26 protein-coding genes are annotated in these 22,981 nt (G+C 65.5%); 17 read left to right on the forward strand and 9 right to left on the reverse strand.

The features are described 5' to 3' along the window. Positions 1–4: 4 nt before the first annotated feature. Both ligD and VG566_RS01455 read left to right on the forward strand, forming a co-directional pair. A complete protein-coding gene (ligD, locus tag VG566_RS01450; RefSeq protein WP_241883870.1) occupies positions 5–2,554 on the forward strand; it encodes a DNA ligase D in 2,550 nt (849 codons plus the stop codon). Between the two features lie 138 nt (positions 2,555–2,692). Continuing rightward, positions 2,693–3,142 carry a BLUF domain-containing protein gene (locus tag VG566_RS01455; RefSeq protein WP_241883869.1) on the forward strand — a complete coding sequence of 150 codons (450 nt, stop codon included), beginning with the start codon at positions 2,693–2,695 and terminating at the stop codon, positions 3,140–3,142. 9 nt (positions 3,143–3,151) lie between these two features. Here VG566_RS01455 and VG566_RS01460 read toward each other — a convergent pair whose 3' ends face one another. Continuing rightward, positions 3,152–3,382: a hypothetical protein gene (locus VG566_RS01460; RefSeq protein WP_241883868.1), complete on the reverse strand. Its 231-nt coding sequence runs from the start codon at positions 3,380–3,382 to the stop codon at positions 3,152–3,154. 225 nt (positions 3,383–3,607) lie between these two features. Here VG566_RS01460 and VG566_RS01465 point away from each other — a divergent pair, with 225 nt between their 5' ends. Further along, the gene (locus VG566_RS01465) at positions 3,608–5,101 is read left to right on the forward strand and encodes an FAD-dependent oxidoreductase (protein ID WP_241883867.1); all 1,494 of its coding nucleotides are present in this window, start codon (positions 3,608–3,610) and stop codon (positions 5,099–5,101) included. Positions 5,102–5,116: 15 nt separating this feature from the next. Here the strand turns inward: VG566_RS01465 and VG566_RS01470 are convergent, their stop codons facing one another. Then, entirely contained in the window at positions 5,117–5,539 is a 423-nt protein-coding gene (locus tag VG566_RS01470) for a low affinity iron permease family protein (RefSeq protein ID WP_019336571.1), read from the reverse strand. Then, positions 5,536–5,790: a hypothetical protein gene (locus VG566_RS01475; protein WP_049481227.1), complete on the reverse strand. Its 255-nt coding sequence runs from the start codon at positions 5,788–5,790 to the stop codon at positions 5,536–5,538. Before VG566_RS01475 ends, VG566_RS01470 begins: the two co-directional genes overlap by 4 nt. A 271-nt stretch (positions 5,791–6,061) precedes the next feature. On the opposite strand from VG566_RS01475, the gene VG566_RS01480 reads away from it, so the two are divergent. Both VG566_RS01480 and VG566_RS01485 read left to right on the forward strand, forming a co-directional pair. Further along, positions 6,062–8,713 (forward strand): excinuclease ABC subunit UvrA, encoded by a 2,652-nt coding sequence (locus VG566_RS01480; RefSeq protein WP_197561102.1) that lies wholly within the window; start codon positions 6,062–6,064, stop codon positions 8,711–8,713. 79 nt (positions 8,714–8,792) lie between these two features. Then, positions 8,793–9,113, forward strand: a complete 321-nt coding sequence (locus VG566_RS01485) for a hypothetical protein (RefSeq protein ID WP_241883866.1) — start codon at positions 8,793–8,795, stop codon at positions 9,111–9,113. On the opposite strand, the gene VG566_RS01490 is transcribed toward VG566_RS01485, so the two are convergent. Continuing rightward, a complete protein-coding gene (locus tag VG566_RS01490; RefSeq protein WP_010485730.1) occupies positions 9,110–9,391 on the reverse strand; it encodes a hypothetical protein in 282 nt (93 codons plus the stop codon). The genes VG566_RS01485 and VG566_RS01490 overlap by 4 nt on opposite strands. A 153-nt stretch (positions 9,392–9,544) precedes the next feature. Here VG566_RS01490 and VG566_RS01495 point away from each other — a divergent pair, with 153 nt between their 5' ends. The 3 genes from VG566_RS01495 (at position 9,545) to VG566_RS01505 (ending at position 10,649) form a co-directional block, all read left to right on the forward strand. Next, positions 9,545–9,760: a hypothetical protein gene (locus VG566_RS01495; RefSeq protein ID WP_044570206.1), complete on the forward strand. Its 216-nt coding sequence runs from the start codon at positions 9,545–9,547 to the stop codon at positions 9,758–9,760. A gap of 56 nt (positions 9,761–9,816) precedes the next feature. After that, positions 9,817–10,086 (forward strand): hypothetical protein, encoded by a 270-nt coding sequence (locus tag VG566_RS01500; RefSeq protein WP_012480276.1) that lies wholly within the window; start codon positions 9,817–9,819, stop codon positions 10,084–10,086. Positions 10,087–10,349: 263 nt separating this feature from the next. After that, positions 10,350–10,649, forward strand: coding sequence for a hypothetical protein (locus VG566_RS01505; protein ID WP_012480275.1), 300 nt, complete (start codon positions 10,350–10,352; stop codon positions 10,647–10,649). Positions 10,650–10,694: 45 nt separating this feature from the next. Here the strand turns inward: VG566_RS01505 and VG566_RS01510 are convergent, their stop codons facing one another. Next, complete coding sequence (locus VG566_RS01510) at positions 10,695–11,006, reverse strand: hypothetical protein (protein WP_010485735.1); 312 nt, start codon at positions 11,004–11,006, stop codon at positions 10,695–10,697. Between the two features lie 237 nt (positions 11,007–11,243). Then, on the reverse strand, positions 11,244–12,197 hold the full coding sequence (locus VG566_RS01515; protein WP_197561101.1) for an alpha/beta fold hydrolase: 954 nt from the start codon (positions 12,195–12,197) through the stop codon (positions 11,244–11,246). Between the two features lie 168 nt (positions 12,198–12,365). Here VG566_RS01515 and VG566_RS01520 point away from each other — a divergent pair, with 168 nt between their 5' ends. The 8 genes from VG566_RS01520 (at position 12,366) to VG566_RS01555 (ending at position 19,986) form a co-directional block, all read left to right on the forward strand. Further along, positions 12,366–12,935: a TetR/AcrR family transcriptional regulator gene (locus tag VG566_RS01520; RefSeq protein WP_103282336.1), complete on the forward strand. Its 570-nt coding sequence runs from the start codon at positions 12,366–12,368 to the stop codon at positions 12,933–12,935. 62 nt (positions 12,936–12,997) lie between these two features. Continuing rightward, positions 12,998–13,474: a DUF1348 family protein gene (locus VG566_RS01525; protein ID WP_064238549.1), complete on the forward strand. Its 477-nt coding sequence runs from the start codon at positions 12,998–13,000 to the stop codon at positions 13,472–13,474. A gap of 79 nt (positions 13,475–13,553) precedes the next feature. Continuing rightward, the gene (locus VG566_RS01530) at positions 13,554–14,282 is read left to right on the forward strand and encodes a hypothetical protein (protein ID WP_197561100.1); all 729 of its coding nucleotides are present in this window, start codon (positions 13,554–13,556) and stop codon (positions 14,280–14,282) included. A gap of 233 nt (positions 14,283–14,515) precedes the next feature. Beyond that, a complete protein-coding gene (paoA, locus tag VG566_RS01535; protein WP_014647154.1) occupies positions 14,516–15,163 on the forward strand; it encodes an aldehyde dehydrogenase iron-sulfur subunit PaoA in 648 nt (215 codons plus the stop codon). Further along, a complete protein-coding gene (locus VG566_RS01540) occupies positions 15,160–16,110 on the forward strand; it encodes an FAD binding domain-containing protein (protein ID WP_241883865.1) in 951 nt (316 codons plus the stop codon). Before paoA ends, VG566_RS01540 begins: the two co-directional genes overlap by 4 nt. Further along, positions 16,110–18,314, forward strand: a complete 2,205-nt coding sequence (gene paoC / locus VG566_RS01545; RefSeq protein WP_241883864.1) for an aldehyde oxidoreductase molybdenum-binding subunit PaoC — start codon at positions 16,110–16,112, stop codon at positions 18,312–18,314. Before VG566_RS01540 ends, paoC begins: the two co-directional genes overlap by 1 nt. An 8-nt stretch (positions 18,315–18,322) precedes the next feature. Next, positions 18,323–19,384 (forward strand): XdhC/CoxI family protein, encoded by a 1,062-nt coding sequence (locus tag VG566_RS01550; RefSeq protein ID WP_241883863.1) that lies wholly within the window; start codon positions 18,323–18,325, stop codon positions 19,382–19,384. Then, on the forward strand, positions 19,360–19,986 hold the full coding sequence (locus tag VG566_RS01555) for a nucleotidyltransferase family protein (protein WP_277877566.1): 627 nt from the start codon (positions 19,360–19,362) through the stop codon (positions 19,984–19,986). Before VG566_RS01550 ends, VG566_RS01555 begins: the two co-directional genes overlap by 25 nt. 9 nt (positions 19,987–19,995) lie before the next feature. On the opposite strand, the gene VG566_RS01560 is transcribed toward VG566_RS01555, so the two are convergent. The 3 genes from VG566_RS01560 to VG566_RS01570 form a co-directional block, all read right to left on the reverse strand. Beyond that, positions 19,996–20,496 carry a hypothetical protein gene (locus VG566_RS01560; RefSeq protein WP_241883861.1) on the reverse strand — a complete coding sequence of 167 codons (501 nt, stop codon included), beginning with the start codon at positions 20,494–20,496 and terminating at the stop codon, positions 19,996–19,998. Next, positions 20,497–20,853 (reverse strand): hypothetical protein, encoded by a 357-nt coding sequence (locus tag VG566_RS01565; RefSeq protein ID WP_241883860.1) that lies wholly within the window; start codon positions 20,851–20,853, stop codon positions 20,497–20,499. A 455-nt stretch (positions 20,854–21,308) separates the two neighbouring features. Next, the gene (locus VG566_RS01570) at positions 21,309–22,064 is read right to left on the reverse strand and encodes a tetratricopeptide repeat protein (protein ID WP_241883859.1); all 756 of its coding nucleotides are present in this window, start codon (positions 22,062–22,064) and stop codon (positions 21,309–21,311) included. A gap of 167 nt (positions 22,065–22,231) precedes the next feature. Here VG566_RS01570 and VG566_RS01575 point away from each other — a divergent pair, with 167 nt between their 5' ends. Continuing rightward, the gene (locus VG566_RS01575; protein WP_241883858.1) at positions 22,232–22,945 is read left to right on the forward strand and encodes a hypothetical protein; all 714 of its coding nucleotides are present in this window, start codon (positions 22,232–22,234) and stop codon (positions 22,943–22,945) included. Positions 22,946–22,981: the final 36 nt, after the last annotated feature.

Here is a 22,981-nt window from a genome sequence, read left to right on the forward strand (position 1 = left end):
GGCCATGTCCCTGGTCGAGTATCGCCGCAAGCGTCGTTTTGACCAGACCAAGGAGCCCGAGCCGGGCAAGGCGCTGCCGAAAGGCCAGCGCGCCATTTTCGTGGTGCAGCTGCATCATGCCAGCCGCAGGCACTATGACTTCCGCCTGCAGGTTGGCGATGCGCTGAAGAGCTGGGCGGTGCCCAAAGGCCCCAGTTACGACCCGAAGGTCAAGCGCATGGCGGTGGAAGTGGAAGACCACCCGGTGGACTACGCGGCGTTCGAGGGTGATATTCCCAAGGGCCAGTACGGCGGCGGCCATGTCGCCCAGTTTGACCACGGTGTATGGGCCACGCAGGGCGATCCGGAAGCCCAGCTCGCCAAGGGCCATCTGCGCTTCGAGCTGTTCGGTACCAAGTTGAAAGGCGGCTGGCATCTGGTCCGGTCGGGAAAGCCCGCGCGCCAGCCACAGTGGCTGCTGTTCAAGGACGACGACGAATTTGCCAGCGATATCGAGGCAGACGATCTGCTGGGGGACGTCGCTGAAGCGCCACCGGAGGATCTGAAGCGTGCCGGCGCTGGCAAGGCCGCGAAGAAGCGGCTGACGGCGGTACCTGCCAGACGCGCCCGGCGAAAGAACTGGGCGAAGAAGGCCCTGGCGCTCAGCAAGGCGAAAAGGGCGGCAGCGCCGTCCGGGCCGTTTGAGCCGCAGTTGGCCAAGCTGGGCGAAGCGCCGCCCCAAGGCGGGCAGTGGGTGCATGAGATCAAATGGGACGGGTACCGCATCCTTGCTACGGTGGCTGAGGGCAACGTGCAGCTGTGGTCACGGAACGCGCTGGAATGGACCGCCAAACTTCCCGAAATACGTGACGCGATCGCGGCCCTGGGCCTGACTTCGGCGGCACTGGACGGCGAGCTGATCGCCGGCGCCGGCACCAAGGAAGACTTCAACCTGCTGCAGGCCACGCTTTCCGGCGAGCGGCAGGGCGTCCTGACGTATGCACTGTTCGATCTGCTGCATCTTGATGGCGTGGATGTGGCCGATGCGCCCCTGCTTGAGCGCAAGACCCTGCTGCAATCGGTGCTGGAGGGGCAGGGCAGCCCATTGGCCTTCAGTTCGCATGTACAGGGGGATGGCGACCAGGCCTATCGTCTGGCCGGTGAGCAGCACTTCGAGGGCATCATTTCCAAGCGCGCCGATCGCAGCTACCACAGCGGCCGCAGCGAGGACTGGCGCAAGACGAAGCAGCTGGCCAGCGACGAGTTCGCGGTGGTGGGCTACACCGCACCCAAAGGCAGCCGCACCGGCTTTGGTTCGCTGCTGCTGGCCCGGCCAGACGCAACGCATGGCTGGCTCTACGCAGGGCGCGTCGGGTCCGGGTTCTCGGATGAACTGATTGGCGACATCAGCAAGCGCATCAAGGGCGGCGGCGGCCGCAAGCCAACCGCGTACGTGCCCACGCAGGGCACCGATCTGCGCGCTGCGACCTGGTTCGAACCGCGTTTCGTGGTGGAGGTCTTCTACCGCGGAATCGGTGGGCAGCAACTGTTGCGCCAGGCGTCGCTGAAGGCGGTGCGGGCAGACAAGGATATCGCCGACCTCGCCGATTCCGATCGGGCCGGAACGGTCCCGGCCGCCGCGCGGTCGCAAGCGCCCGCGCGGCGTGGGCGCCGGGTGGAAAGAGCGCCGGCAACGGATCGCGCGCCCCCCGTGCTGTCGTCCCCAGGCAAGATCCTGTTTCCCGGCGACGGCTACACCAAGCAGGACGTGTGGGATTACTACGCAGCAGTGATGGAGCACCTCCTGCCCGAGGTGGTGGATCGTCCGCTGTCGATCATCCGCTGCCCCAGCGGCACCGCAAAGCCCTGCTTCTTCCAGAAACACCATACGGCCGGGCTGGCGCTGGTCGATTCGGTAAGGCTGAAGGAGGAAAGCGGCATCAACGCCCGTTACCTGGTGGTGCGGGACGCAGCCAGCCTGCTGGAACTGGTGCAGTTCAACGCGTTGGAGTTCCACCCTTGGGGCAGCCACGCCGAGGCGCCCGACAGGGCCGACCGGGTGGTGTTCGATCTGGATCCCGGACCGGATGTGCCCTTTGCCGAAGTCAAGAAAGCGGCAACCGATATCCGGAAACTGCTGGCGCAGCTGGAGCTGGAATCGTTCCTGCGAGTCTCCGGCGGAAAGGGCCTGCACGTGGTCGTGCCGCTCAACCCAGGGTGCGATTGGGACCTGACCAAGCGTTTTGCGAAGGGTTTCGCCGATGCATTGGCACAGTCCGAACCGCAGCGGTTCCTGGCAACCGCCACCAAGAGCCTGCGCAACAAGCGGATCTTCGTCGACTATCTGCGCAATGGGCGCGGTGCGACGGCGGTTGCGTCCTATTCGTTGCGCGCCCGGCCGGGCGCGCCGGTGGCACTGCCGATCGCCTGGGGTGATCTGGCGAAACTCAAGCGCGCCAACGCCTTCACGATCAAGGACGTGCCCGCAAAGCTCAGACGTCGCCGCAAGGACCCTTGGGCCGGCATCGCGGAAGTGAAGCAGAATCTCGCCCGATGGGCCCGGGCAGACCCGTAGGCCAGGCCCGTGCTGCGTACCGTCTGTCAGCCCGAACCCAACTGATTCGCAGAATACACAGGGCCGGAACATATCGTCGGCGCGGTTGGCCTATGCTTGCGGTACGGAATCTGGGGGGATTCGCTACAGGAGCAGCCAATGCCGATCAGGGCAGTCGCATACATAAGTGAGGCGGGCCCGGCCGTTGCCGGTGACCCGTTGGGCCTGCGCTGCGGGAAGCTGGACGACCTGGTCGATGATGCCGCCCGCTTCAACCGGAATGCCGGCGTTACCGGCGTACTGCTGTTCGATGGCGCCCGGTTCCTGCAGTACATGGAAGGACCCGAAGATGGCTTGAACGTGGCGTACTCGCGGGTACTCGGTGCTGCAAGCCACACGGGACTGATCGAGCTGCAGCGCGGCAGGGTAGGCAACCGGCGTCTCCCGTTCTGGCCGATGCGCTGGCTGCCGACGCAACCCGAGCAGTTGAAGAGTCTTGCCCGCGCGGACTGGTCAGGGTTCGCCCAGCGGACCGGTGACGATGTGCCAACCGAGACGGCGATGGATGTCCTGGCCAGGTTGGTGGAACCCCATGCCGTCGCAGCGTGATCGATCGGCCTAGCGGCCTCCATAGCGCGCCGCCCAGGGGATCTCGCCGCTGCACGAATCGAGGTGCCCGGTGCGCATCACGCAGTGCAGGCGGGCATCCGGGTCCGCACTGGCAGCGATGTAGTCCAGCGCCTCGGCGAGCATGCGGATGAACTGCGGCTCGGGATAGAACGCCGCCCAGGTCGGCAGCATTTCCTCCAGTTGCGCGATCATCAGGTCGATTTCCAGATGCGTGCTCACTGCCTGGCCCTCCATGCAGCCACGTTAGCAATCACGCTGCAAGCAAAGGGTCGCGGTTCGCACAGGCGACGCTGGCATCGTGTCCATGCGGCACTCACCCCGTCTTGATCCTCACCGCGGCAGTGCCACGCACGTGAGCATTTCCTGCACGGACACGCCACCGCCGTTTCACCGGGCAGGGCGTATCAGGAAAGGCCCTCCGCTGAACCTGCAAGGATCGATTTCATGACCGACCCATTCCCGCGCGCCAGCCTATGGTCAGCGGATTCCGATCCGCACGGCTTCCGCCCCCTGGCCGGGACCACGCGGGCGGACGTGTTGGTGGTCGGTGCAGGCATGACCGGCCTGTTGACCGCCGCCCGCCTGGCCGACAGCGGCCTGGACGTGGTGGTGGTCGACGCCGGCCCGATCGGCGGGCGAAACACGGTGATGTCGACCGGCAATCTTTACGCTCCCGTCTCGCGGCTGGCAGACCTGGTCGCGCGTTGGGGCGGTGACACGGCACGTCGTGTCGTGCAGTGGCGGCAACACGCGGTGCGTTCCATCGAAACACTGGTCCACCGCTACGATCTGCACTGTGGCTTCGAGCGCGTGGCCATGCAGTACGGCGTGCAGGAGCGTTCGCGCGAGGCCACGGCGCAGTTCGAACGCGAGCTGCAGGCCTACCAACGCGTTGGCCTGCATTGCGAGCACCGCCAATCCGGGCTGCCGTTCACCTTGGGCCACGCTTTCCGCGTTCCCGACCAGGCGCAGTTGCATCCGGCGGCGTTCTGCAGGGAACTGGCCCGTCATCTGGTGGGCCGCGTGCGCATCCACGACTGGACCCGGATCACCCGCATCGAGGCTTCAGCCGGAGTGGCGACGGCCCCTGGTGCCCGCATCCATGCCAGGCACTTTGTGCTGGCCACCCACTCGCCAGCAGGATTCAACCTGGTGCAGGCCGAGATGGAGGTGTACCGCGAATACGGCGTAGCGGTACCGGTGGCCAATCCGCCAGCGGCAGGGATTCACTGGATCGCCGACCGGCACCGCTCGCTGCGCGGGGTGCATGGCGCTGATGGCCGCGACTGGCTGGTGCTGGTCGGTGAGACACATCGCACTGGCGAAACCCCGGCGATGGATCCGGCCCAGCATCTGGTCGCCGACGCGCGTCGCAACTTCAGCGTGCAGGGCGAGCCGCTGTGCTGGTCCGCGCAGCAGTTCCGGGCCGCGGATCAGCTGCCCTACATCGGCAGCAGCGCGCACGACAATGTATGGGTCGCTACCGGCTATGGGCCGGACGGATTGACCTGGGCGGGCGTGGCCGCGCGCGCGATCACGGAGGGAATCACGGGAACGACCAGCGAGATCGAGCAGCTGCTCAGCCCCATGCGCTTTACTCCGCTGCGCTCGGCTGCAGGCTGGGCCCGCACCAACGCCACGGTTGCGCGGCACATGGTGGGCGATCGCCTTGGAACCGCGTCGTCGCGCGCTCCCAGCGAGCTGGGCCGCGGGTGCGGTGCGCTGCTGGACGTGGACGGAGAGCGCACCGCGATCTACCGCGATGATGATGGCCAGCTGCACGCAATGTCGGCGCTGTGCCCGCACCTGAAGTGCGTTGTCCAATGGAATGGCCATGAGCGCACCTGGGACTGCCCCTGCCACGGCAGCCGCTTTTCCGCCACCGGAGCGCTGCTGGAAGGCCCTGCCAGACAGGGCCTCACACCAGAACAGCTGTAGGCGCAGGCATCCACCTCAGGCTTCGGCGGCTGCATCCGCATCGCAGGGCATGCAGCGCTCCTTCTTGGACTTGATGTCTGCAGCGGTCTTCGCCAGTGCCTCGTAACGCTGGCGTATCTCTTCAAGATGGGCCGGCTCCATCGACTCCAGGTTCAACAACTCCTGGTTGGCGTCCTTGCTCACCCGGATCAGTTCATCCAGCTTGATGTGCAACGCAGCGGTATCGGCGTTCTGCGTATGCTGGATCAGGAACACCATCAGGAAGGTCACGATAGTGGTTCCTGTATTCACCACCAGCTGCCACGTGTCATTGAAGTGGAAGGCCGGCCCGCTGGCAGCCCAGGTGATGATCACCCCCAGCGCTGCGACAAATGCCCCCAGGCTGCCGGACAATCGCGCCGTCGCCGCCGCGACGCGGGCGAAACCGCGCCGGATCACTGGTCACCTCCCGCGGCCTCCTCATCCGTGTGACGGTCTGGCAGTTTGACCCGCTCCCCGAGGCGTTTGGCCTGTTCGTCCGGCGTGGGCGCAGCGACGAAGGGGGAGATCGGGTCACTGGCGGGGAAGGTTTCCTGCAGCGCCTCGTCATGATTGCGGCGGTTGTGCAGCGTCGCCTGCAGCGGACTGACAGGATCGGGGCGCTGCGCCTCCGGGTCCGGATGGGGAAGGTCTTTCTGGTCGCGTTGCATGGTGCATCTCCAGGTTGATCACCACCTCGCAGGTGGCGGGCCCAGCATAGGAATGCGCTGTGAGCGGCCCCATCAAGGGCGGGGCAACGTGATGTCAAACCTTCAGGCAATACGCGTTAACAATCAGCGCGGCGGCGCGGTCTGCGTCGGCCATGGCGTTCTGATGCGGCACGTGGTTGCGCACCCCCTCACGCCATTCACCCCGCAACAGCGAGAATGGCCTACCGGGCGCACCATGCGCGAGCCGCCCACCGATTGCAGGAATGCTGAGATGTCCAACACCCCCTATGGCGAGTCGTCATGTGCTGCCGCAGCCAGCGGCTGCATCGAGGTCCGCGGTGCGCGCGAGCACAACCTGAAGAATGTCGATGTCTCCATTCCGCGCAATGCACTGGTGGTGTTCTCCGGCGTGTCGGGATCCGGCAAGTCCTCGTTGGCCTTCGGCACGGTTTTCGCCGAGGCGCAGCGGCGCTACTTCGAATCCGTCGCACCCTATGCGCGCCGCCTGATCGACCAGGCGGGCGTGCCCGATGTGGATGCCATCGACGGGCTGCCCCCGGCGGTCGCCCTGCAGCAGCAGCGCGGCGCCAGCAATGCGCGCTCCTCGGTGGGCAGCGTGACCACGCTGTCCAGCCTGGTGCGCATGATGTTCTCGCGGGCGGGAGCCTACCCGGCCCACCAGCCCATGCTGTACGCCGAAGACTTCTCGCCCAACACCCCACAGGGCGCCTGCAGCACCTGCCATGGCCTGGGGTATGTCTACGAAGTGACTGAAGCACTGATGGTTCCGGACCCGTCGCTGAGCATCCGCGAGCGCGCCATCGCGTCCTGGCCACCGGCATGGCATGGCCAGAACCTGCGCGACATCCTGGTCACGCTGGGCTACGACATCGATGTGCCGTGGAAGAAACTGCCGAAGAAGGACCGTGAGTGGATCCTGTTCACCGAGGAGACGCCCACCGTGCCGGTCTATGCCGGCTTCACGCCGGCCGAGACCCGTACCGCACTCAAGCGCAAGCAGGAGCCCAGCTACATGGGCACGTACACCGGCGCACGCCGCTACGTGCTGCACACCTTTGCCAACACCCAGAGCGCCCTGATGCGCAAGCGTGTGTCGCGCTACATGGAAGGCAAGCTGTGCCCCGCCTGCCACGGAAAGCGCCTGAAGCCGGAGGCGCTTTCGGTCACCTTTGCCGGTGTGGATATCGGCGAGTTCATGCGGCTGCCATTGGACCAGCTGGCGGCGTTGCTCGAGCCCATCGCGCGGGGCGACTTCAGTGCACACAGCCACGGCGCGCGTTCCAGCAGGCGTGCAACGCCCCGCGATCGCGCCAAGCGGGCAGCAAGTGACCGCGCGACCCACGAAGGCGCACCCGACGTGCGCCTGACCTCAGCCTTGTCTGAGGAAAAGCGCCTGGCGGCACAACGCCTGGCGGGCGGGGTCATGTCGCGGGTACGGCAACTGCGCGAGCTCGGCCTGGGCTATCTATCACTTGATCGCGCCACGCCCACGCTGTCGGCCGGCGAACTGCAGCGCCTGCGGCTGGCCACGCAGCTCAGCTCGTTGCTGTTTGGCGTGCTGTACGTGCTCGACGAACCCTCGGCCGGCCTGCATCCGGCCGACAGCCAGGCGCTGTACGACGCACTGGAACGGCTGCGCGACGGCGGTAACTCGGTGTTCGTTGTTGAACATGATCTGGAGCTGATGCGCCGCGCGCAGTGGCTGGTCGATGTGGGCCCGCAGGCAGGGGAGCATGGCGGACGCGTTCTCTACAGTGGCGAGCCCGATGGCCTGCGCGACGTTCAGGATTCGCGCACGGCGCAGTACCTGTTCGACCAGGTGCCTGCGCCCGCCAGCCGGCAGCGCAGTGTCATCAGCTGGCTGGAGCTGAAGGGTATCCACCGCCACAACCTGCAGGGCGTGGACGCACAGGTGCCGCTGGGGCTTCTGACCGCAGTGACCGGCATTTCCGGGTCGGGCAAGTCCAGCCTGATGGCGCAGGCGCTGCCCGAGCTGATGCTGCTGCACCTGGGGCATGAGCCGGTGGACGACAGCGCCGACAGCACGCCCGCGGATGGGCCGACCGTGATCGAAGCCACGCGGGGCCAGCTGGCCGGCGACGTGGACGCCATCCAGCGCGTAGTGCAGGTAGACCAGAAGCCCATCGGCCGCACGCCACGATCCAATCTGGCCACCTACACCGGCCTGTTCGATCACGTGCGCAAGCTCTTCGCCGCGACACCCGACGCGCGCCGCCGCCGATTCGACGCGGGCCGCTTTTCGTTCAACGTGGCCAAGGGCCGGTGCGAAACCTGCGAAGGCGAGGGCTTCGTCAGCGTCGAACTGCTGTTCATGCCGAGCGTCTATGCGCCGTGCCCCACCTGCCATGGCGCCCGCTACAACGAGGCCACCCTGAAGGTGCTGTGGAATGGTCGCACCATCGCCGAGGTCCTGCAGATGACGGTGGACCAGGCGCAGGCGTTCTTCGCCGAAGAAGACGCCATTGCCCGCCCGCTGCAGTTGCTGCAGGAAATCGGTCTGGGCTACCTGCGGCTGGGCCAGCCGGCCACCGAGCTTTCAGGCGGTGAGGCACAGCGCATAAAGCTGGCGACCGAGCTGCAGCGCAGCCAGCGCGGGCGCACGCTGTATGTGCTGGATGAGCCCACCACCGGCCTTCATGCATCTGACGCGGACAGGTTACTGGCGCAGCTGCAACGGCTGGTGGAGGCTGGCAACACCGTGGTGATGATCGAGCACGACATGCGTTCTGTCGCACAGGCGGACTGGGTGATTGATGTCGGGCCAGGTGCAGGCGGCGCGGGTGGCACCATCGTGGCGAAGGGCACGCCGCAACAGGTGGCCCGCGCCAAGGGAAGCAGGACTGCGCCGTTCCTTGCGCGCGAGCTGGGGCAGGCCAGCTGACGCCATCTCATCCGGGGCTGCATGCATTCTGTTGTACTGTGGGAGTACTCGCAGCGCCCATCAGCGAGAGGATGGTCAGGTGAACGCTTCCATGCTCCCAAGAATCGTCGGCTTCGATGTCCCGTTGTTGCATGAGCGTGTAGACGCATCCACCGACGAAGCCATCACCGCGCTGCTGGATGTGGCGCCGGGCGCTCGCTGGACAGAGATGTTCCTCATCAAGTGCAGGGCACTGGCGTCCCAGCTCCAGCTGGCGGATGTTCGCATTGAAGGCGCCAGGATCTACTTCTACGGATCCATAAGCGATTCCCGTGGACTTGCCGACGCGGTGATGTCCATTGTCCACGTACTGAATGATGAGTTGATGCGCGAGCGGAATCACGCAGCCAGCCGCGCCTAGGCGCAGCCAAGCAGGGACCAGCACCGATCGGCAATCTCCGCTGCGCCAGGATGGCCGCGCAGGCTCGATCGCTTCGCAAGCCTGCCCTGCAGATCGTCGATCCATGCCGACCGGGTGCCATGCGGATCTCTCACATAGATATCGCAGGCAAGCCGGATAACGGGCGCCACTTCATATCGGAAGCTCATCGCGGGCAGGGCGCCCAGGTTGAACGCGATTTTCCAGTGGGCCAGCTCGCGCTCGACGTCGACAACGTGCTTGCTTCTTCCATGGATCATGGCGTTACCCCTTTTCGAAACTCCACTGTACACGCTTGTTGCTGCGGGCCTGTTCATGACCCTTGTTCATATGGGACGCGTCCCCGTACGTTCCCGTAACGGTGACACGCCCACAGTCAATCGGCAGCAGACTTGCTGCGGCGGAGAATCGAAATGAACAGCGTCCCCGAACAGAACAGGAATGACCGCTCCAACGCGTCCGCTGAAGCAGAACAGCCTGCACAGCAGGGGCAGGGCGAGGGGGGCGAACCCGGCGGGGAGGAGCCCGGCAAGCAAGGACAGCAACAGCAGCAGGACAACAAGGATCGCGAGAGCCCGAAGCCAGCGGATGAAAAGAAGGGCGGTCTCGGCGGCGATACCCGCCGCTGAGGAACAGGAGGAGCCGCGCGCCGCGCGGCTGCTTCCGCAGCAGACAGGGAGCGTGCATGTCCGCACAAAGCCAGGCGATCAGCCTGATGACCAAGATCATGTACCAGTGTCGCCCGGAGAAAACCACAACAATGGCGCAATGCCGTTGCTGCCACGCGCCCAGCCCTGGCGGGATGGAGTGCGCACGGTGCCTGACCGGCAGGCTCGGCGATACGATTCACAATCGTGGTGCAGCGTTCGGCTGGCTGGAATCGTTCCGCAGGGTCCAGCAGGACGAAGCACACGTATTCGAATGCGCAAAGCGCGCCGATGTGGCATCTCCCTAGGCGTCGCATCCGGACCTGACATCGCGCAGGCGTATGCTCGAGTCATTCAGGAGCAACGCGATGACTTTTCCGATCTGCATCTACGATAGAACGGGCACAGGGCTCCGGCTGCCTGCGGGATGGTGGATCGACCTTCAGTCCGATCTGCCTGCACTGGTGAAGGGTGCCGCGCGCATTGACCTTCCGCGATCTTCAAAAGACGAGCATCCACGATTGGATCCTGAGGTTCTCACGGATCTCTTCCGGCGCATTGGAGGCTCTCAGTGGCTAGGTTGAATCCAGCCCATTCCCTGGGAGTGCGCTGGCTGTTCTTTCGCCTTCGCAACGGGCAGTCCATCAGTCCGGCCAGGCTGATGTCTGTCTGGTCCGAGGCGGCGGAATCCAACGACTGCGCCGTGCGCCGTGAAATCATCGACGGCGCCGGCTACGTCTACGCCTTGTATGCGCCCAACAGCCTGCTTTCACCCAGGCGCGTGGAGCTGCGCATGAGAGCGCTGCTGGAGGAGGCCGGCTACGCCTTCACGATGGGCAGCCTGGCGGGGCGGCACCCGGGCGACGGCTGAGGCGCGGCGCTGAGGCGCCGGCCGAAGAGTCCATGACAGCCGCTCTCATTCGGGGACACCAGGCTCCAGTGGTTCGTCAGGCGCGGGATCGAAGAGCGCCAGCATCCGCTCACGCCGGCACTGTTCGAGCCAGTGGTGCCATATCTCCACCTCGTCCATCAGCCCCGTGGCACCGCACGCTGGGCACGTGAGCGTCGTGCCCGATGGACTCGTCTTGATGCCCTCGTCCTGAGTCATTGATGAGCGCAAGCCGCAACTCTTGCAGGTGGATCGCAACTGATCGAGGCGAACGATGGCGCCATTGCGCGCAAGAAGGGGCTGGATCGCATGGATCCGGAAGGCATTGGGAGGGTGCATGGCCGTGTCGTCTTGGGCTGGACACGGGAGCAAAGGATTCTGCGCCGGAGAAGAGCCGTGAGGGCGCAGTGTCCTCCGTTGGAGGTTAACCCTTCATCAAAGTGCGGAACACGCTCCATCGTTGGCCTGAAATCCTACGCCCGCAATCGTGCACTGACGCGGCACCTGGCGCTTCTCCGGTGCCAGCCCTGCTTCTGGGAAGGAAGGGCTCTGCCATCACAACAGAGCCCCGGTCACTCACTTTTCCTGCAGGAACGCCAGCAGATCCTGGTTGACCTTGTCCTTGTGGGTGTCGGTCAGGCCGTGCGGCGCACCCGGGTAGACAATCATCCTGGCGCCCTTGATGAGCCTTGCCGATTGGCGGCCTGAGATATCGATCGGCACGATCTGATCGTCGTCACCGTGGATCACCAGGGTAGGAACATCGAACTTCTTCAGGTCGGCGCGGAAATCGGTGGCCGAGAACGCGGCGATCGAGTCGTAGGTGTTCTTGTGGCCGCCCTGCATGCCCTGCGCCCACCATGCGTCGATCAGCCCCTGCGACACCTTCGCGCCTGGGCGGTTGAAGCCATAGAACGGGCCCGACGGAATGTCGCGGTACAGCTGCGCGCGGTTCTCCATCTGTGCCTTGCGGATGCCGTCGAACACTTCGATCGGGAGGCCGTTCGGGTTGTCGGCGGTCTTCAGCATGAACGGCGGCACCGAGCTGATCAGCACGGCCTTCTTCACCCGCCCGGTGCCGTGCCGGCCGATGTAGCGCGCCACTTCGCCGCCACCGGTGGAGAAGCCCACCAGGGTCACATCGTGCAGGTCCAGCGTATCGATCACCGTGGCCAGGTCATCGGCGTAGTGATCCATGTCGTTGCCGTCCCATGGCTGGCTGGAGCGCCCGTGGCCGCGACGGTCATGCGCGATGACGCGGTAGCCATGGTTGGCCAGGAAGATCATCTGCGACTCCCAGCTGTCCGAATTCAACGGCCAGCCATGGCTGAAGGTCACGACCGGGCCGTCCTTCGGGCCCCAGTCCTTGTAGTACAGCTGCACGCCGTCGGCGGTGGTGATGTAGCTGGCGGTGCGCGCGATGGTGGTGACCGGGGCCGGCTTGGCCGGTTCGGCGGCCTGCGCGGACAGGCCGGCCTGGACCGAGAGGGCGAGGGCGGCAACCGCCAGCGTACGGGCGAAGGTGTTCATGCGGGAACTCTCATGGGTGGGTGGTGAGACGTACTTTGCGCCTGTGATCAGGCGCCCGGGTGATGAAGTGTCCGGATTTCTTGATAGATCGTCTTGCATGGATGTGCGCGCCCCCATCGCTCGCGATTGTCTGTTGACAGTGTAGAACGACCGTTCTACCTTGCAGCCATGAGCAAGGTCACCACCGACACCCAACAGAAGATCCTGGCCACGGCCGAGGCGCTGATCTACCAGAACGGGATCCATGCCACCGGCATGGACCTGCTGGTGAAGACCTCGGGCGTGGCGCGCAAGAGCATCTACCGCCACTTCGAGAACAAGGACGACGTGGCCGCCGCCGCGTTGAAGGCGCGCGACGTGCGCTGGTTGGCCTGGTTCCGGCAGGAGTGCGACAAGGCCGACAGCCCGGAAGCGCGCATCCTCGGCATGTTCACCGCGCTCAAGAGCTGGTTCCAGTCCGAGGGCTATCGCGGGTGTGCGTTCATCAATACCGCGGGGGAGGTCGGCGATCCGGCCGATCCGATCCGGCAGATCGCGCGGAATCACAAGCAGAAGCTGCTCGATTACACGCTGGAACTTACCGAACAACTGGATGTGGAGCAGCCGGCGGACCTGGCCCGCCAGTTGCTGATCCTGATGGAAGGCGCCATCACCCTGTCGCGCGTGATGGGTGATCTCGACGCCGCAGACACCGCGAAGGATGTCGCGAAGCTGTTGTTGGAACAGGCCAAGCGTTAGCGCCTGGGTACGCCAGATCCTTTGAAGCAACCCGTGTATCCATTTCGATTGGAGGTCTCCCCGTGTCCGCAGAACAACCCCGTCCGCCGCTTCCTCCGTTCACCCTCGAATCGGCCACGCAGAAGGTGCGCCTTGCCGAGGATGGCTGGAATTCCCGCGATGCCGACAAGGTGTCGCTTGCCTATTCGCTCGACACCCAGTGGCGTAACCGTGCCGAATTCACCAACGGCCGGGAGGAAGCCCGGCAGTTCCTGGCACGCAAATGGAACAAGGAACTCGAGTACCGCCTGATCAAGGAGCTCTGGGCCTTTACCGAAAACCGCATTGCGGTCCGCTACGCATACGAATGGCGCGACGACTCCGGCAACTGGTTCCGTTCCTATGGCAACGAAAACTGGGAATTCGGCGAGGACGGCCTGATGCAGCGCCGCTTCTCGTGCATCAACGACCTGCCGATCAAGGAAAGCGACCGCAAGTTCCATTGGCCGCTGGGGCGTCGCCCGGATGATCACCCGGGGTTGTCGGAGCTGGGCATGTGATTCCCGCTGGGGCGCCTTTCGAAGCGTGCTCAGGTACGATGGGGCGGCCGGCATCTGCGCCGGCCGGGGCAGGGGTGCAATGGACATGCAGGCAGGGGGCGGCGTCGATCCGCCGGCAACGACCGATTCGCAGGAACTGACATTCCACTGGCTCTATCAGCGGGTGCAGGGGCTGGTTGAGCACAGCATCTACCCGAAGGCGGGCAGGGTGGAGACGTGGGCGTTCCGCATCGGCATGGGGGCGGCGGTCATCGGCATTCTCACTGGCCAGCTTCCGGATCGATGGCTGCCTGTTGGCGCAGTGCTTCAGGTGGTTGTTGCCTGCCTGGCAATCGAAATCGGAGGGTTCATTGTCGGTGGCGTCCTGGCCGCCCGCAGAGGTATCCGCCAGTTCAGCCAACCGCGGCTCTCGCACGCCCGGGAGATGGATGAAGACTTCGCTCACTGGCAATCGGTGGTGACCGAGCTTCGCGGATTCCCGCGCGTCCAGCGCGAGCGGCGACTCAAATTCGTCAGCACCCTGCGCACAAACATGATTGAGCGCATGGGCATGATGTATGGCGGGCTGCAGCGGCTCGGGCCATTCCCGCTGTTGATTGCCCTCTACCTGCAGTTCCGCGGATGGAAATGGGGCGACTGGGCGGGCGCTTTCGATGTTGGATTGCTAGGCGCACTGCTTATCTTCGCCATGGTGCTGCTGTACCTGCTGGGCTGGATGCTGATCGGCCTTCGCACCCGGCTGGATACCTACGTTGCCTTGTTGGAGGGCTCCGTCCACGAGCCCGAACCCTCGAAGCCAGCGCCGTGAGAGACAAGCAGAACTGTGAGCCATCCAATGAGGCATGCGCATGGTTCAAGAGTGCCGCGCTGAAGAGTAAAAGTCGCGGTTGCCTGCCTTGGCAGGGTCGCACATTTCGCCGACTTCACAGGCCTGTACCCCGCAGATGGGCATAGTGCCCCTTGGGTAGTGTGAGCGCGTCCATCCAGCCACGGGATTTTCCCGAACGCCAGGAGGTCACTGTGCCAAGTTGTGATGAAGGAATGAAGTTGACGCGTCGCCAGGTGATCGCCGGCGGCGTCACGACCGTGGCAATGTCCGCCGCACCGGGGGCGTCATCGCTCGCCGCCGAACTGGCGACGCCCCCGCCGCCCAGGCCGCCGGTCATCAGCACGGTGGCGTTGACCGTCAACGGCAAGCGGCGGGAGCTTGAGCTCGACACCCGGACCACGCTGCTCGATGCGCTGCGCGAACATCTGAAGCTGACCGGGACCAAGAAGGGCTGCGATCACGGTCAATGCGGTGCCTGTACCGTGCTGGTCAACGGTGAGCGCATCAATGCCTGCCTCAGCCTGGCGGTGCAGCACCAGGGTGATGCCATCACCACCATCGAAGGCCTCGGAACCCCCGATGACCTGCATCCGATGCAGGCCGCCTTCATCAAGCATGACGGCTACCAGTGCGGGTACTGCACGCCGGGGCAGATCTGCTCGGCGGTGGCGGTACTGGACGAGATCAAGCGGGGTGTCCCCAGCCATGTACAGGCAGACGTCAGTGCACGGCCCCGCGCCACCAACATGGAAATGCGCGAACGCATGAGCGGCAACCTCTGCCGCTGCGGTGCCTATTCCAACATTGCCGAGGCGATGGAAGAGGTCGCTGGCGTGACCTCTGCAGGGAGGCGCTCATGAGGGCCTTCAGTTACGAACGCGCGAAATCCCCAGCCGAGGCCGCCAAGGCCGTCGCTGGTACCGAGGGCGCGAAGTTCCTGGCCGGAGGGACCAACCTGCTCGACCTGATGAAGCTTGAGGTCGAGACGCCAGCGCACCTGGTCGATGTGCAGGACATCGGCCTGGACAGGATCGAAACCACCGACGAGGGCGGCCTGCGCATCGGCACGCTGGTCACCAATACCGCGCTGGCCTCGCATGAGCGCGTGCGCCGCGACTACGCGGTGCTGACCCGCGCGATAGTGGCAGGCGCCTCCGGGCAGCTGCGCAACAAAGCCACCACCGGCGGCAACCTGCTGCAGCGCACGCGCTGCCCGTATTTCTACGACCCCCATCTGCCCTGCAACAAGCGCCTGCCCGGATCAGGCTGCGGCGCGCTCGAGGGATTCTCCCGGCAGATGGGCGTGATCGGCACCTCGGACAGCTGCATCGCGACCTATCCGGGCGACATGGCGGTGGCCCTGCGGGTGCTGGACGCCTCGATCCAGACCGTCAGCGGTGACGGCAGTACGCGCAGCATCCCGATTGCCGATTTCCATCGTTCCCCCGGCGATAGGCCGCAGCAGGACAACGTGCTGCAGCGCGGTGAGCTGATCACCCACGTCACGCTGCCGAAGCCCCTGGGCGGTCGGCACGTGTACCACAAGGTACGTGACCGCGCGTCCTATGCGTTCGCACTGGTGTCGGTCGCCGCGGTCGTGCAGCGAGACGGCTCGGCGCGGTTCGCCTTCGGTGGAGTTGCGCCCAAGCCGTGGCGCGTCGAGGCAGCCGAACCGCTGCTGCGCGACGGCGTAAAGGCCGCGGCCCTGCAGGTGTTCGCCGGTGCCCGTCCCACGCGGGAGAATGCGTTCAAGATCGCGCTCGCCGAGCGCACCCTCGCAGCCGTGCTGGTGGAAGGAGAGCGCTGATGCCCCTTGAATTCAACGCCCCCGCCGGCGACAACCTGTTCGACAAGGCCAAGGTCGTCGGCAAGTCGACGCCGCGCATCGACGGTCCACGCAAGACCACCGGCACCGCCCCCTATGCCTACGAGCGCCATGACGTGGCGCCGAACCAGGCCTACGGCTACATCGTCGGTGCGGGCATCGGCAAGGGGCGCATCATTTCGATGGATGCCTCCCGCGCACGTGCCGCGCCCGGCGTACTGGCGGTCATCACCGCACCGGAAACCAAGCCGGTCGGCAAATCGAACTGGAACAACGCGCCGTTGTTCGGCGGACCCGAAGTGGCCCACTACCACCAGGCCATCGCCTGCGTGGTGGCAGAGACTTTCGAGCAGGCCCGCGCCGCCGCGGCGCTGATCCGCACCCGCTACGAGCGCAGCAAGGGCCGCTTCGATTTCCCGGCCCTGGCACCGACCGCGCCGCTGGCAAAGGGGCGTGACGGCAAGCCCGACCGGCAGGCGCTGGGCGATTTCGACACCGCCTACGCGAGCGCCGCGGTCAAGCTCGACGAGACTTATCACACCTCCGACGAAAGTCATTCGATGATGGAGCCGCACGCCACCATCGCCGCCTGGGAGGGTGACACGCTCACGCTGTGGACGGCGAACCAGATGATCGACTGGGCCAGGCAGGGCATGGCGGCGATCCTCGGCATCGATCCTGCCAAGGTGCGCGTGGACTCGCCCTATGTCGGCGGCGGCTTCGGCGGCAAGCTGTTCATCCGCGCCGACGCGGTGCTGGCCGCGTTGGCGGCCAAGCAGGTGGGGCGACCGGTGAAGATCGCGCTGCAACGCCCGTTGATGCCCAACAACACCACGCACCGGCACGCCACCCTCCAGCGCGTGCGGATCGGCTGCGGAAAGGATGGCCGGATCTCCGCCATCGCCCATGAGAACTGGTCGGGCAACATCAACGGCGAGGATGGCGAAAACGGCACCCTGCAGACGCCCAAGCTCTATGCAGGCGCCAACCGCCTGGTGGCCAACTACATCGCCACGCTCGACATGCCCGAAGGCAATGCGATGCGCGCACCGGGTGAAGCACCGGGCCACATGGCGCTGGAAGTGGCGATGGACGAAATGGCCGAGAAGCTGGGCCTCGATCCGATCGCGTTCCGCATCCTCAACGAGCCCGAGGTCGTGCCCGGCGATCCGTCCAAGAAGTTCTCCGACCGCAACCTGGTGCGCTGCCTGCGCGAAGGCGCGGAGCGCTTCAACTGGAACAAGCGCAATGCCAAGCCGGCGCAGGTCAGGGAAGGGCATTGGCTGGTCGGCATGGGCGTGTCCGCGGGCTATCGCGGCGCACCGACGATGAAGTCGGCGGCGCGGGTCCGGCTTGACGGCCAGGGCGGGGTGGTTGTCGAGACCGACATGACCGACATCGGCACCGGCTCCTACACGATCATCGCGCAGACGGCAGCCGAGACCATGGGCGTGCCGCTGGACCAGGTCCAGGTCACCCTCGGTGACTCCCGTCATCCCGCCTCCGCCGGTTCCGGCGGCCAGTGGGGCGCGGCAAGCTCCACCGCGGGCGTGTACGCGGCGTGCGTCAGCCTGCGCCGCAAGGTGGGCGAGAAACTCGGCTTCGACGGCGACACCGCAAACTTCGCCAATGGCCGCATCCAGGCGGATGGGCGGACCATCACGCTGGCGGAGGCGGGAACCCTGTCGGCGGAGGACGGCATTGCCTTCGGCGACTTCAAACAAGGCTACGACGTCGGCACCTATGCAGGACATTTCTGCGAGGTCGCCGTGCATGCCTACACTGGAGAAACGCGCATTCGCCGCATGCTTGCCGTATGCGATGGCGGCCGGATCCTCAATCCGCTCTCCGCACGCAGCCAGGTCATCGGCGGGATGGTGATGGGTGCGGGCGCGACCCTGATGGAGGAGCTGGTGGTCGACAAACGGCTTGGTTTGTTCATCAACCACGACCTGGCCGGCTACGAGGTTCCCGTGCACGCCGACATCCCGTACCAGGAGGTGGTCTTCCTCGACACGCTGGATCCGGTGATCTCGCCGATGAAGGCCAAGGGTGTGGGTGAACTGGGCATCTGCGGGGTTGGCGCCGCGATCGCCAATGCGATCTACAACGCAACCGGCGTGCGCGTGCGCAGCTATCCCATCACCCTGGACAAGCTGTTGCCCGGCTTGCCCGACATAGGCTGACGTTGCGCATGGACCGACCCGTAGCCTCGCCCACTCTGGAGGTCTCCGCCGCAGGCGGAGGGGAGCCCGGCGATCTTGCCGAGGACCTGTCCGCAGCGCCGGGCTTCCTCGCCGAAGGCAGCCCGCGCGGCGTGCTCGAGACGGCCTTGACGCGCATGCGTGCGGGGGAGCACGCCGTGCTCGCGCTGGTGCTGGAAACCGATGGCTCCACCTACGCCGGTGCCGGCGACATGGTGCTGTTCTGCAACGGCAGCCAGGTCGGCTGGCTGAGCGGCGGATGCCTGGAGCCCGAGCTCGCGCGACGCGCGGAGCAGGTGAGCGCGGCAGGGCGGGTCGACTGGATCGAGATCGACACCCGCAGTGACGACGACCTGTTGAGCGGATCCGCGCTCGGCTGCCGCGGCCGGCTTCGGATTGCGCTGCTGCCATTGCGTGCCATGGCAGGCATCGACGACGTGATCGAGGCTTGGTTGCGCGAGGGCGTGTCACTCCAGCGCGACCTTCGCACGTCGGGGCAGGTCGTTTTCCGTACCGGCCATCGCGAGCAGGCGTGGCAGCTGCATCCGATGGAGGGTACGCAGCCCTTTGGCGAGGGTGCGTGGTGTTTGCCGTTGCCTCGGCTTCCGCGGGCCCTGGTGTTGGGGGGCGGTCCCGAAACGCCCTTCCTGGTTCCGCTGCTGCGCGGCCTGGGGTGGCGGGTCAGCGTGGCCGAACGTCGAGCGCGCTGGGCCTCAGCCGGGCAGTGCGCGGATGCGCATCTTCAGACCAGCCCGGCCGAGGCCCTTCATGGCGACCCGTGCGACGCGGCACTGGTGATGCATCACGATTTCGAACTGGACCGGGAGGCGCTGGTGGCCCTGGCTGATACCAACGTCGCGTTCATTGGACTGCTGGGTCCGCGGCGAAGGCGCGAGGACCTGTTCAAGCTGCTGACACCGGATCAGCGCCACCGCCTTTCCCCGAGACTTCGATCACCGGTCGGCCTGAACATCGGCGGCCGAGGGCCAGAGGCGATTTCGCTCAGCATCGCCGCGCAGCTGCAGCAATGGCGAGGCGCGCACGGCAGGTGACTGACGCGCATGCGATCGTCGTGCTTGCTGCCGGCGGGAGCACCCGACTTGGCCAGCCCAAGCAGCTTCTGACCCGGCAGGGCGAGACCCTGGTACATCGCGTGGTGCGGTTGGCGCGGGATCTCGCACCAGCGCAGGTACTGGTCGTGGTGGGCGCGAACGCACAGGCAGTGACATCCAGCATTGCCGGGCTGGATGCCACGCCGGTAACCAATCCCCACTGGGAACGCGGCCTGGCGAGCAGTCTGCAGGTTGCCGGCGCACACCTGCTGCCCACGGTGACCGCGGTGATGGTCGTGGCATGCGACCAGCCCGCAATCGAGAGCTTGCATCTGCAGGCGCTGCTTTCGGGTGCCCGCGCCGCAGCGTCAACGTGCGCGGGCACCCGCCACGCAAATGCGCTTGGCGTTCCCGCAGTCGTGCCGCGCGCCTGGTTCACCCCTGTCGGTACAGCCGGTGACCGGGGCTTCGGAGCGCGCCTGCGGCAACTTCCTGTCGATACGGTGCATGTCCTGCAGGCACCGGAACTGGGCCTGGATATCGATACGCCAGAAGATCTTGCGCGTGCGCGCGATGCGGGCTGGATCGATGCCGGGAGGTGACCCGCATGGTCACTTGGCCAATGCCTGTCGCGCAGGTGACCAGTGTGGGCCACATCGCGCGCCCTCAGGCACCCCGCCCCCGAACATCTGCAGCACCCGATCCGACAGAACAGGTTCCGGCACGTCAGCCAGCACCTGCTCCAGATAGCCCACCGGCTCCAGCTGCCATTGAAGCAACGTACCAAGCTGCACAATGGCGGGCGCCCGCTGCTCCGCGTCCAGTGAGACCTGCAACAGCAGATGGTGCGAGCGCCTCTCCAGCCACAGCACGGGTATGCCCCGGCAAAGAACCTGGAACTCGGCATCTCGGTGCCGCTCTACGAACTGGAAGCCCTGTCGTGGCCGAGAGTCCACGAACTGCATCGCCTGGCGGCGCAGTTGTGAGAATCGATCGTCGTTGATGTTTTGGAACGCGACAGGCGAGGGCACTAGCGTCGCCGGCCACTGCGCCTGTGCCGCAACCACCACCACAAGACAGAGCGCGTTGGCCGCCCAGCGGCACCACGCCACTCACCCCTCCGGATGCAGGCGCGTACTGGCGTGTGCGGCGAGGCCGAGTCCGGCCATGATCAGGCCCTCCATGACGCGAGGGCCAACATACTGCTCCAGCTCGCCGTTCTCGCGGGCGCGCTGCGCGGCCAGCAGAATCTCCAGCACCACCCGAAGGCCCGCCAGAGAGCAATCGGTATCTGCCAGGGCGATGCGTCGGCCGGGCATCTGATGGCGTTCCGGCCACGGCTGGCCATCGGAGGCGGCGCCCGAGCCGATACTGTGCAGCAGGGCGATGAGGGTGTTCGGGTCCAGCGCAGGGCCATTCGCAAGCGTGTCGCGAATCGGGGGCGGGGCAGGGGAGTGGGGCTGGGTCATGGCTGGGCTCCTTGCGTGCATGCAGAAGCCGCCACCGATAAAGGTGGCGGACGGTGCGAGGTTCGAAACCCGGTGTTCGCTAGACCGGCAGGCACAAGGCCTCCACGCACCGCCCGCCATAGCCGGCCGACGGATTGCCAGCCGGCACCACACAGGGTGATGCCGGCTGGCAAGCGTTTACTTCAGCGAACTACCGGGGTTTCGAATCCCGGCCACCTGTTTTCGGTGGCACGGAGAGGAATACGCCCGGCTGTGCGCGATGCCAATGCAGTAAGGCCGATGCCGTCACCACATTCAACATTTTCAGAATCGTTGCATATGGCGCAACGGGCCTGGAGCCTTGTGCCGCAAGGCTGTTGTCGATGTCGGCGGTGCACGCCTGACGAGTGTCGGCATCCGCCCGGCGAGGCCGTGAACGAGGCGGATGCGACAGGGTTGCCAAAGGCCGCCAGGCGTCAGTAGCCCTTCAACGCGACCTTGGTCCGCTCCAACCATGCGGCATTGTGGCTGCGTGCGTGGCGCGACCAGTGCTGGGCATCATCGATGATGCTGGCGAACAGGCTGCGGGCCTGCTCACGATCGGCGGGCTGCGGCTGTGCCATCAACCACTCGGCGTACAGGCAGCGGGCGGCGGCATCGTTTCCGCATTCCACGGCTCGCTCGAACGCGGCACGGGTGCCGGGCGCTTGGGCAGCCGCCAGTGCCTGCGCGTAAAGCAGGGTCTGTTCCGGCTTGCGGCGCACATCCGGATGGCGGGCGAACAGGCCGTCCAGCGTCTCCGCCGCAAGCGCGGGCTGCCCGGAATCGAGGCGGGCACGGGCAAGGCCGGTCAGGATGTAGGGATCGTCGCCCAGCGGCGAGCTGGCCGCCTGCTCCAGCAGGGTTCTGGCTTCCTCGGCCTGGCCGGCATCCAGCAGCGTCATGCCCAGGCGAACCCGATTCTGCACGGTGGGCGTACGCGCCAGTTCGGCACGCGCGTTGCGCAGGTCCTGGCCCGGGTCCATGAGCTGCTTGGCGGAGCGGATTGCCTGCCGCGCGCCGCGCGAGTTGCGGGCTTCCGGGAAGTAGATCGCCAGGAAGTAGACGATGCTGCCTAGCAGTGGGAAGGAGAAGAGCAGGATGAGCCAATAGAGGCTCTGGCCCGAGCGGATGGCGTGCACCGCGAAGTAGATGGCCGCCAGTACGTGGAGTCCGATTCCGATATAGGGCATGTGTGCCGCCTCGTTCCTTGTGAGGGGTGGAACTATAGTGGGGGAGGGGTGGGGCGCCAATGGGCGGGGTGATCGGGCGTGACGCGTCACGTTAATAGAGTGGATTCTGCAGAGCGGAGCGCAGCATGCCACTATGTGGCCGAGCTGCATTGATGGAAGGGGGATACATGGAGCGTACGAAAAAGACACTGACGATGGCCGATGTTGCTGGATGGGGTTCGGCGCTCGTCACCTTTGGATTGATTCAAGGCGCCTTCTATCTGAAGGCGTACTGGGGCCATTTCGGACTGGATCCCTTTCAGTTTGTCGCCGTAAGCGAGCTTGCGCTGGCGGGCCTTGCGAGCATTGGCATGGTGTTGTTGTTCCTGCCGGTTGCGTTGCTACTTGGTGGCTGGATCGAAGGAAAGGTGACGGCGAGCAAGTCTAAATCCAGCCTGCTGGCGTGGTTGGCGATGGTGCTTTGTCTTGTGGGTCTGGTGGCAGTGCTTTGGTGGTCGAACGGATGGTCCCTTCTGATAGGTGCAGCCTCGGTGGGCATATATGCAATAGCTGTGCGCCTGTCACCAGTGCTCCCAACCGCCGTAAAGGACTCGCCGTGGCTGATCTATGCTCTCGTAATGCTTGTCTACGTGTCGATTTCTTCGAGTTGGCTTGGATCGCGGCGCGCCAAGGAGATCACTGCCAGCGGAAACCCGTCCACGGTGAGTGTGACAATTGATGGCAAAGTACAAGGCGGCCTGGGACTTGCGGGTCGCTTAGGTGATAGTTACGTGCTGTGGGAGCCAGCGGGGAAAGTTGTGCTTCTTGTGCCTGCGGAGGACGTCAATAAGCTGGAGATCGCGCAAAAGCGTGTGATGCCTGTCAAGTCAACCCAATCGTGATGAGGAATTTCTATCTGAGGTGGTGAATGGCCGCAG

This window comes from Stenotrophomonas sp. CASM114 (assembly GCF_049384325.1).
GTDB lineage: Bacteria > Pseudomonadota > Gammaproteobacteria > Xanthomonadales > Xanthomonadaceae > Stenotrophomonas > Stenotrophomonas muris.

What these genes read in the sequence shown, in the direction of transcription:
- ligD (WP_241883870.1), top strand. Translation starts at nt 5, where the DNA reads ATGTCCCTGGTCGAGTATCGCCGCAAGCGTCGTTTTGACCAGACCAAG.
- VG566_RS01455 (WP_241883869.1), top strand. Translation starts at nt 2,693, where the DNA reads ATGCCGATCAGGGCAGTCGCATACATAAGTGAGGCGGGCCCGGCCGTT.
- VG566_RS01465 (WP_241883867.1), top strand. Translation starts at nt 3,608, where the DNA reads ATGACCGACCCATTCCCGCGCGCCAGCCTATGGTCAGCGGATTCCGAT.
- VG566_RS01475 (WP_049481227.1), bottom strand. Translation starts at nt 5,790, where the DNA reads ATGCAACGCGACCAGAAAGACCTTCCCCATCCGGACCCGGAGGCGCAG.
- VG566_RS01480 (WP_197561102.1), top strand. Translation starts at nt 6,062, where the DNA reads ATGTCCAACACCCCCTATGGCGAGTCGTCATGTGCTGCCGCAGCCAGC.
- VG566_RS01490 (WP_010485730.1), bottom strand. Translation starts at nt 9,391, where the DNA reads ATGATCCATGGAAGAAGCAAGCACGTTGTCGACGTCGAGCGCGAGCTG.
- VG566_RS01495 (WP_044570206.1), top strand. Translation starts at nt 9,545, where the DNA reads ATGAACAGCGTCCCCGAACAGAACAGGAATGACCGCTCCAACGCGTCC.
- VG566_RS01500 (WP_012480276.1), top strand. Translation starts at nt 9,817, where the DNA reads ATGTCCGCACAAAGCCAGGCGATCAGCCTGATGACCAAGATCATGTAC.
- VG566_RS01510 (WP_010485735.1), bottom strand. Translation starts at nt 11,006, where the DNA reads ATGCACCCTCCCAATGCCTTCCGGATCCATGCGATCCAGCCCCTTCTT.
- VG566_RS01515 (WP_197561101.1), bottom strand. Translation starts at nt 12,197, where the DNA reads ATGAACACCTTCGCCCGTACGCTGGCGGTTGCCGCCCTCGCCCTCTCG.
- VG566_RS01520 (WP_103282336.1), top strand. Translation starts at nt 12,366, where the DNA reads ATGAGCAAGGTCACCACCGACACCCAACAGAAGATCCTGGCCACGGCC.
- VG566_RS01530 (WP_197561100.1), top strand. Translation starts at nt 13,554, where the DNA reads ATGGACATGCAGGCAGGGGGCGGCGTCGATCCGCCGGCAACGACCGAT.
- paoA (WP_014647154.1), top strand. Translation starts at nt 14,516, where the DNA reads ATGAAGTTGACGCGTCGCCAGGTGATCGCCGGCGGCGTCACGACCGTG.
- VG566_RS01540 (WP_241883865.1), top strand. Translation starts at nt 15,160, where the DNA reads ATGAGGGCCTTCAGTTACGAACGCGCGAAATCCCCAGCCGAGGCCGCC.
- paoC (WP_241883864.1), top strand. Translation starts at nt 16,110, where the DNA reads ATGCCCCTTGAATTCAACGCCCCCGCCGGCGACAACCTGTTCGACAAG.
- VG566_RS01550 (WP_241883863.1), top strand. Translation starts at nt 18,323, where the DNA reads ATGGACCGACCCGTAGCCTCGCCCACTCTGGAGGTCTCCGCCGCAGGC.
- VG566_RS01555 (WP_277877566.1), top strand. Translation starts at nt 19,360, where the DNA reads ATGGCGAGGCGCGCACGGCAGGTGACTGACGCGCATGCGATCGTCGTG.
- VG566_RS01565 (WP_241883860.1), bottom strand. Translation starts at nt 20,853, where the DNA reads ATGACCCAGCCCCACTCCCCTGCCCCGCCCCCGATTCGCGACACGCTT.
- VG566_RS01570 (WP_241883859.1), bottom strand. Translation starts at nt 22,064, where the DNA reads ATGCCCTATATCGGAATCGGACTCCACGTACTGGCGGCCATCTACTTC.
- VG566_RS01575 (WP_241883858.1), top strand. Translation starts at nt 22,232, where the DNA reads ATGGAGCGTACGAAAAAGACACTGACGATGGCCGATGTTGCTGGATGG.